At 73.0% G+C, this 7,678-nt stretch carries 7 protein-coding genes and 1 pseudogene; 5 read left to right on the top strand and 3 right to left on the bottom strand.

Annotated features, from left to right (window positions below; all coding sequences use genetic code 11):
• Nucleotides 1-323 (top strand): annotated as a pseudogene (locus ACFRCR_RS14815) (pyridine nucleotide-disulfide oxidoreductase); the annotation flags it as partial.
• Between the two features lie 141 nt (nucleotides 324-464).
• On the opposite strand, the gene ACFRCR_RS14810 reads toward ACFRCR_RS14815, so the two are convergent.
• Both ACFRCR_RS14810 and ACFRCR_RS14805 read right to left on the bottom strand, forming a co-directional pair.
• Nucleotides 465-1,052 (bottom strand): TIGR03086 family metal-binding protein, encoded by a 588-nt coding sequence (locus ACFRCR_RS14810; RefSeq protein WP_377678567.1) that lies wholly within the window; start codon nucleotides 1,050-1,052, stop codon nucleotides 465-467.
• Nucleotides 1,049-1,423: a VOC family protein gene (locus ACFRCR_RS14805; protein ID WP_377678565.1), complete on the bottom strand. Its 375-nt coding sequence runs from the start codon at nucleotides 1,421-1,423 to the stop codon at nucleotides 1,049-1,051. The genes ACFRCR_RS14810 and ACFRCR_RS14805 overlap by 4 nt, the downstream gene beginning before the upstream one ends.
• Before the next feature lie 137 nt (nucleotides 1,424-1,560).
• Between ACFRCR_RS14805 and ACFRCR_RS14800 the strand changes: the two genes are divergently transcribed.
• Both ACFRCR_RS14800 and ACFRCR_RS14795 read left to right on the top strand, forming a co-directional pair.
• Complete coding sequence (locus ACFRCR_RS14800) at nucleotides 1,561-3,171, top strand: methyltransferase domain-containing protein (protein ID WP_377678564.1); 1,611 nt, start codon at nucleotides 1,561-1,563, stop codon at nucleotides 3,169-3,171.
• Nucleotides 3,172-3,175: 4 nt separating this feature from the next.
• A complete protein-coding gene (locus ACFRCR_RS14795) occupies nucleotides 3,176-4,993 on the top strand; it encodes a glycoside hydrolase family 2 protein (RefSeq protein ID WP_377678563.1) in 1,818 nt (605 codons plus the stop codon).
• Nucleotides 4,994-5,000: 7 nt separating this feature from the next.
• Here ACFRCR_RS14795 and ACFRCR_RS14790 read toward each other — a convergent pair whose 3' ends face one another.
• Nucleotides 5,001-5,720: a M15 family metallopeptidase gene (locus tag ACFRCR_RS14790; RefSeq protein WP_377678561.1), complete on the bottom strand. Its 720-nt coding sequence runs from the start codon at nucleotides 5,718-5,720 to the stop codon at nucleotides 5,001-5,003.
• Between the two features lie 135 nt (nucleotides 5,721-5,855).
• Between ACFRCR_RS14790 and ACFRCR_RS14785 the strand changes: the two genes are divergently transcribed.
• Complete coding sequence (locus tag ACFRCR_RS14785; RefSeq protein WP_377678559.1) at nucleotides 5,856-6,530, top strand: response regulator transcription factor; 675 nt, start codon at nucleotides 5,856-5,858, stop codon at nucleotides 6,528-6,530.
• A complete protein-coding gene (locus tag ACFRCR_RS14780) occupies nucleotides 6,527-7,675 on the top strand; it encodes a sensor histidine kinase (RefSeq protein WP_377678557.1) in 1,149 nt (382 codons plus the stop codon). Before ACFRCR_RS14785 ends, ACFRCR_RS14780 begins: the two co-directional genes overlap by 4 nt.
• Nucleotides 7,676-7,678 lie beyond the last annotated feature (3 nt).

Genomic DNA, 7,678 nt, shown 5'->3' with positions numbered 1-7,678 from the left:
TGTACGCGACGGGGTGGATCAAGCGTGGCCCGGTCGGGTTGATCGGGCACACCAAGTCCGACGCGTCCGAGACCGTCCGCCACCTCGTCGAGGACCTCGCCGACTCCCGCACGGCCGCCCACCCCGAGCCGGAGAGCGTCGTCGAGTTCCTGATCGAGCGCGGGGTGGACGTGGTCCAGTGGGCCGACTGGGAGGTCCTGGACGCCCACGAGCGCACCCTCGGGGCCCCGCACGGGCGCGAGCGCATCAAGGTCGTGCCCCGCGAGGACATGATCCGCATCGCCCGCCGCCAGACCGAGGCAGCACAGGACGACGCGCTCTGACGCTCGCCGAGATCCAGCCTCGCGAGATGCTGCTCCTTGTCGCCAGGGACATCCCCTACCCGACAACGGGCAGCATCTCGCTCCGTGACACAGCCCCACCCGGGCCGGGCGGCGTCGTCGTCCCGGCGATGCCCGCCGCGCTCAGGCCTGACGCCCCGCCAGGGCGAGCAGCTTCGTGAGGTCGGGCGCGTCGTCGGGCACGGGGAGCGGACCGGCGAACAGGCGGCTCGCCGCGAACATGCCCTTGCGGCGCCGGGCGTAGCCCAGGACGAACGACACGAGCTGCGGGCCCAGGTCCGCGTCGACGCCGATGCCCTGCGCGAGGTCCCACGCGTGGACCGTGAGGTCGAACGTCATCTGGTGCGCGTACTCGGTCGCCGGGGCGTCGCCGTACGACAGGTGCACCACACGGTCCAGGGCACCGGGCGCGAGGAACGCCTCGCGCGACTGGGTCGACGCGTCGATCCACGCGTCGACCGGGTCGTCGCCCAGGACGTCGCCGTCGAAGACCGTGCCGACGTCGGCGACCGTCCGACCCGCGAGGAGCTCGGGCGCCCAGAGCTGCTCGGAGACCAGGTGGTTGACGAGGTCGTGGACGCTCCACTCGTCGTCGGGCGTAGGCAGGTCCCACTGGTCGTCCTGGACCCGCCGGACCAGGTGGTCGAACGCCCCGATCGCGTCGCCGTGCGCCGCCAGGAGGTGCTCGTGCGAGGAGACCGCGGTGCTCACGGGTTGCTCAGGATCGCGAGGACGTTGCGCGCCGGGTCCTTGAACCAGGCGATCGCCGGGCCCTCAGGGCCGCGGGCGATTCCCTTGTCGTCCTGGTCGAACCCCACGTAGCGCTCGAACTCGACGCCCTTCGCGGCGAGCTCGTCGACGGCTGACTCGACGTCGTCGACCCCGAAGTTGAGGACCGTGAACGACGCCGCGACGTGGTTCTTCTTGGGGTAGACGAACACGTGCCCGCCCGACCCGAGACGCAGGTCCAGACCCATGGGGGTCTGGTCGACCTCGATGCCCACGACGTCGGCGTAGAACGCCCGCGCGGCGTCCAGGTCGTTCACCGAGAAGCTGCTGAATGCGTTCGTCGTCGAGACCATCGGGTGCTCCTTGTCCACGGCAGACCCACAGGGGGTGGCGTCGTCGGCGCCTCTTCCACGATGGCACGGAACGCCGACGGTGACGAGGGGAGGCTCTCCGTTTGCGACGGACCCCGTCGGCGCGCGAAGGTACGCGGGTGCCTTCGACCCCGCTCGTCCGTCATGTCCTCTTCCCGGGGCGCCACCACCTCGTGACCCGTTTCCAGGTCGACTACCTGCGGGCGCTGCGCGCCGGCCTGGTGAGCGACCTCGACGGCATGCCTGTGCGCTGCTCCCCGGACGCGGTGGTGGTGTGGGCCGTGACATCCGCGAACCATGCGGGCACGCGCCGCAACCCGGTCCCGGGGCACCGGCGTGAGGCGCTGATCGAGCACGTGACGGCGGTCGAGCACCTGCCGAGCCTCGTGGTCCCCGTCCCTGACGTGGCGCCGCACCCGCGGTTCGCGCACCTCGTCGCGACCACGGTCCAAACGGCGACCGGTCACGCCGTGACGCTCGACCCGCAGGAAACGGTCGTGGCCTGCTCGACCCCGGAGGTCATCGCGGCCTACCAGGAGCTCGGGTACCGCGTCGTGGGCGTCGAGCTCGACGCGACCGACGCCCAGGGCGAGGGGCCTGCCCGTCCGTGGGACGCCGTCGGGCGCCTGGCCGCGGGGGACCCGACGTGGACCGACGTCGCGCACCCCGTCGTGCCGGGCTTCTTCCGGCGCTACGGGCTCGAGTCGCAGATCGTCCAGGTCTTCGCCGACCCGGTCGTCTCGGGCGACGGCGACCTGACCGCGACACGCGACTACCGGACGTACGCCGCAGCGTTCGAGGACGCCTCGCGCCGCAAGTGGGAGCAGGTGCGCCCGTACGTGCTCCCCGGGCGGATCGTCGACATCGGCTGCGCGACGGGAGGGCTGCTCGAGCTCGTCGCGGCCGAGCCACGCCTGCACGAGTCGGACCTGTTCGGCGTCGACGTCGCACGCCACCTCGTGGCCGAGGCCGAGCACAAGAAGACGCAGGGCGTGTTCGCGAACCCCAACGTGTGGTTCGTGCAGGCCAACATCCTGCGCGGTGAGGTCATGCCCGAGCGCAGCGTCGACACGACCGTCACGATCGCGCTCACGCACGAGATCTCCTCGTACGGCGAGGGCGTCCTCGACGTCGAACGGTTCGCGCACCGCACGTTCGTCCACACCCGCCCGGGCGGGGTGTGGATCAACAGCGACGTGTGCGGTCCCGCGGACGGCGACCGCCTGGTGCACCTGACCCTCCGGGACGACGACGGCGCGAGCCCGGACGTCGTGACCGACCTCGACGAGTGGGCGCGGCCCGACGTCGCCGCGCACGTCCGGGGGCTGTCGACGGCCTCCAGGATGCGCCAGTTCGCGGTCGACTTCCCGCGTCTGTCCGGTGCGTCGTTCGCGGTCGAGGAGGTCGCGCCCGCGACGTTCCGGCTCACGCTGCGCGACGCCATGGAGTTCCTCACGACCAAGGACTACGCCGACAACTGGCTGTCCGAGTGCCACGAGCGGTTCTGCGACCTGGACGGCGACGCGTGGGCCGACCTGCTCACCGAAGCGGGCTTCGAACTGGGGCCCGAGAGCGGTGCGTGGCGCAACGAGTGGCTCGTCGAGCACTCGATCGCGCCCGTGGCGACGCTGACGGACGCCGCGACGGGCGAGCCGGTCGAGTGGCCCGACACGCACGTGCTGACGGTCGCGCGCCGACCGGTGCTGGACGCGGCCCATGGCCGGGGGTGACGGGGTGAGCGCTGCTCTGCCCACCCGCTGGACCGCCACGCTCGACCGCGACGCGCCGCTGCCCGAGTACCCGCGCCCGCAGCTCGCCCGCGACAGCTACCTCAATCTCAACGGAGTCTGGGAGTACGCCGTCACGGCGCAGGGTCCCGGTCCGGTGGGCTCGCTGGGCGGTACCCCACCCGAGGTGTTCCACGGCGAGATCGTCGTGCCGTTCTCGCCCGAGTCGCCGCTGTCCGGGGTGGGGCGCCAGCTCCAGCCCGACGAGGCGCTCTGGTACCGGCGCGACCTGTCGCTCCCGGACGGGTTCGTGCCCGGCGGCGGCCGCGTCCTGCTGCACTTCGGCGCGGTCGACCAGTCGTGCCGCGTCCTGGTCGACGGCGTCGAGGTGGGGCGTCACACCGGCGGCTACCTGCCGTTCGCGTGCGACGTCACGGACGCCCTCGCCGGCGCGCCGGCCGAGGCGCACGAGCTCCTCGTCGAGGTCACCGACGTCAGCGACACCAGCTTCCACGCGCGCGGCAAGCAGAATCTCGCGCGGGGCGGCATCTGGTACACGGCGCAGTCGGGCATCTGGCAGACCGTGTGGGTCGAGGCCGTGCCCGCCCTGCACGTCGCACGGCTCACGCTCGTGCCGGACCTCCCGGGCGGCCGCCTCGACGTGACCGTCCACGCGGGCGAGACGCCCGCAGGGGCGAGCGGCGTCGTCGGGCAGGACGCGCCCGTGGCGCGCATCCAGGTGCACGACGGCGCCATGCTCGTCGCGCAGGTCGACGCGCCCGTGGGCGTGGTCACCCGTGTCCCCGTGCCCGACCCGCACCTGTGGACGCCCGCGGACCCGCACCTGTACGACGTGACGGTGACCCTCGGCGACGACGAGGTGCGCAGCTACGCCGGGCTGCGGTCCTTCGGTGTCGGCCCCGACGCGCAGGGGGTGCCGCGCCTGCTGCTCAACGGCGAGCCGTACTTCCACGTCGGGGTCCTGGACCAGGGGTACTGGTCGGACGGGCTGCTCACCGCGCCGTCGGACGAGGCCATGGTCCACGACATCGCGACCATGAAGGACCTCGGGTTCACGATGCTGCGCAAGCACATCAAGATCGAGCCCCTGCGCTGGTACCACCACTGCGACCGGCTCGGGATGCTCGTGTGGCAGGACATGGTCAACGGCGGCGGCCCGTACCGGCCCGCGGTCGTCAAGGCGCCTGTGCTCCTGCCGCTGCGCCTGAGCGACCGGTTCCACGCCCTGTTCGGCCGTGGCGACGCCGAGGGGCGCGAGGAGTTCCTCCGCGAGGTCGACGCAACCGTCGAGCACTTGCGCGACGTCGTGAGCCTCGCGGTCTGGGTGCCGTTCAACGAGGCCTGGGGGCAGTTCGACGCGGCCAAGGTCGCGGCTCGTGTCAAGGCCCTCGACCCGACGCGGTCGGTGGACCATGCGAGCGGATGGCACGACCAGGGCGCGGGGAACCTGCGGAGCCTGCACGTCTACCTCAAGCCGTTCCGTGTGCCGCCACGGCGTGACCGGCGGGCCCTCGTGCTCTCGGAGTACGGCGGCTACAGCCTGCGGGTCGAGGGGCACGTGGCCGGGGAGAAGGACTTCGGGTACGCGTCGTACGCCGACTCGGGCGCGCTCGGCGCCGCGTTCGAGGCGCTGCACCGCGAGCAGGTCGTGCCCGCGATCGCGCGCGGGCTGTCCGCGACCGTCTACACCCAGCTCTCCGACGTCGAGGACGAGACCAACGGGCTGCTGACCTACGACCGGGAGGTCGCCAAGCTCCCGGCCGACCTGGTGCGGGCGGTCAACGCCGAGCTGAGGCTGGGCTGACGGCGGTTCAGCCCGCGGCGTCCGGGAGCGGCTGCGGGCACGTGCCGCCCGGCGTCGTGGCCAGCTCGAAGTGCCACATCTCGTTGGCGTACGTCTGGCACAGCCCGTACCGCGCGCCCTTGCGGATCGTCCAGTCCGCGCCGTCGGTCGGCCCGATGTCGACGGCCCGCCCCTGCACGTGCTCGGACGTCTCGGGCGTGCTGACGAACTTCCGGGCCTCGGCGAGCGAGCCGTGCCGGTCGACCGCACGGTCGAGGAGGCTCTGCTGGTAGTTGGTGCTGCGCCACCCTGACGTGACCCAGAAGTCGACGCCCGCCGCCTGCGCGTCGCGCGCCGCGGACTGGAGCGCTGTCCGCAGGTCCTCGTCGAGCCCCGCGATCGCGGGGTGCTGGTCGTCGAACGGGTCGATCGTGTCGTCCTCCTGGCGCGGGTCGTCCTCGGCGGGGAGGTTCGGCGCGACACCGGCCCCGGCCCCCGCTGCCCCGGTGCCGGTGCCCGCGTCCTCGGTGCCGAGCGTGTCGGCGACGAGCGTGCGCAGGCCGCGGTCGGCGTCGGGCAGGAAGGCCCACGTGAGCGCCGCCACCACGGCGAGGACCGTGACGGCCGTGGCGAGGACGGCCGTGCGGCGCCTGCGGGCGCTCGGGCGGGGCGGTCGGGGCACACCGTCCTGCGGCGTCGCGGGGGTGGGCACCGGGGCGAACGAGGGCGGTGGGGTACGTGTGTCCATGACCACCACTGCACCCGTCGGCATGTTGTCCCGGCGTCTCACTTTTCGCAGACGTTTTCGACACACCCCACTTCCTAGACTGGCGGGGCGGGCCCGCCGTCGGAGGGGCCGGGACGACGAGCGGGTGGAGGATCGATGCGGGTGCTGGTCGTCGAGGACGAACCGTTCCTGGCCGAGGCCGTGCAGACCGGGCTGCGGCGCGAGGCCGTGGCCGCCGACGTCGCGCTCGACGGGGAGGTGGCTCTCGAGATGCTCAGCCACACGGCGTACGACGTCGTGGTGCTCGACCGCGACCTGCCCGGGGTGCACGGCGACGACGTCTGCCGGTCGATCGTGGCCCGAGGCCTGCCGACCCGGGTCCTCATGCTCACCGCCGCGGGCACGCTCGACGACAAGACCCGAGGCTTCGGGATCGGCGCCGACGACTACCTGACCAAACCCTTCCTGCTGCCCGAGCTGATCCTGCGCGTGCGGGCCCTGGGGCGCCGCCCGGCCCCGCTCCCGCCCGTGCTGGAGGCTGCCGGTGTGCGGCTCGACCCGTTCCGCCGGGAGGTCTACCGGGACGGCGAGCACGTGCGCCTGAGCCGCAAGCAGTTCGCCGTCCTGGAGGTGCTGCTGACCGCCGACGGCGGCGTGGTGAGCGCCGAGGACTTGCTCGAACGCGCATGGGACGCGAACGCCGACCCGTTCACCAACGCCGTGCGCGTCACGGTCTCGACGCTCCGCAAGCGCCTGGGCGACCCCTGGGTCGTGCACACGGTGCCGGGAGTGGGCTACCGCGTCGGGGCGCCGAGCGGCGAGGCGTCGTGAGGTTCCTGCGCCAGACCGCCCGGCTCCGCCTGACGCTGAGCTACGTGGCCTTCCTGCTTGCCGCGGGGCTCGCGATGTCCGTCATCGTGTACGCCGTCATGCGCTTCGTCCCGAACTACCCGCTCACGGCGGCGAACCCGTCGGACGCCCATCTCTTCATCGCGTCGCGGGGCCAGATCCTCGACTCGCTGATCCGGGCCTGCGCCGTGGCGATGGGCGTGCTCGCCGTCGTCGGGACGGTGGGTGGGTGGCTCGTGGCCGGGCGGGTGCTGCGTCCGCTCGCGGACCTCAACACCGCCGCGCAGGCCGCGGCGTCGGGCGACCTGTCGCACCGCATCTCGGCCCGCGGCTCCCGGCGCGGGCGGGACGAGTTCACCGACCTGGCCGACACGTTCGACACCATGCTCGAACGCCTCGAGCGCGCGTTCGCCGCGCAGCAGCGGTTCGCGGCCAACGCGTCGCACGAGCTGCGGACACCGCTCGCGGTCACCCAGACCATGCTCGACGTCGCGCGCGAGGACCCCGGCGCCGTCGACCTCCCGCGCCTGCTCGAACGCCTCGACGTGACCAACCGACGCGCCACGGACCTCGTCGCGGCACTCCTGCAGCTCGCGGCCCTCGACCGGTCGCCGATCGTGCGAGCGCCGTTCGACCTCGACGTCGTCGTCGAGGACGCGGTCGACGACGTCGCACGCGAGGCCACCGAGCGGGGCGTGCGCGTCGAGGTGGACGTCTCGCCCGCCGTCGTGCCGGGCGACGAGATCCTCCTCGCTCGCGTGGTCGACAACCTGCTGCGCAACGCGGTCCGGCACAACCTGCCCCAGGACGGGTGGGCCCGCATCACGCTGGTCGACGCGGGGCTCGTCGTCCTGACCGTCGAGAACAGCGGCCGCGTCCTGACCGACGACGACCTCAGGATCGCCCTCGAGCCGTTCGCCCGTCAGGTCGGTTCCGTCGCGAGGACCCGCGACGACGTGGTGACCGACCGCAGCAGCAACGGGCTCGGGCTCGCGATCGTCTCCCGCATCGTCGAGCTGCACGGCGGGAGCCTGGGTCTGACGCCCCGTCCCGGCGGGGGAGTGGTCGCGCGGGTCGTGATCCCGCGCGGGGCGCGGCCGGTCGCCGCGCTCCGCGCCGCCTCCTGAGGG

Source organism: Oerskovia sp. NPDC056781, from assembly GCF_042789955.1.
GTDB lineage: Bacteria > Actinomycetota > Actinomycetes > Actinomycetales > Cellulomonadaceae > Oerskovia > Oerskovia rustica.
Note: the sequence above shows the minus strand (reverse complement) of the source record. Positions and strands in the feature narration are given on the sequence as shown.

Excerpts from the sequence above, each read along its gene's own strand:
- ACFRCR_RS14790 (WP_377678561.1), bottom strand. The coding sequence starts at position 5,720 with ATGGACACACGTACCCCACCGCCCTCGTTCGCCCCGGTGCCCACCCCC.
- ACFRCR_RS14805 (WP_377678565.1), bottom strand. The coding sequence starts at position 1,423 with ATGGTCTCGACGACGAACGCATTCAGCAGCTTCTCGGTGAACGACCTG.
- ACFRCR_RS14785 (WP_377678559.1), top strand. The coding sequence starts at position 5,856 with ATGCGGGTGCTGGTCGTCGAGGACGAACCGTTCCTGGCCGAGGCCGTG.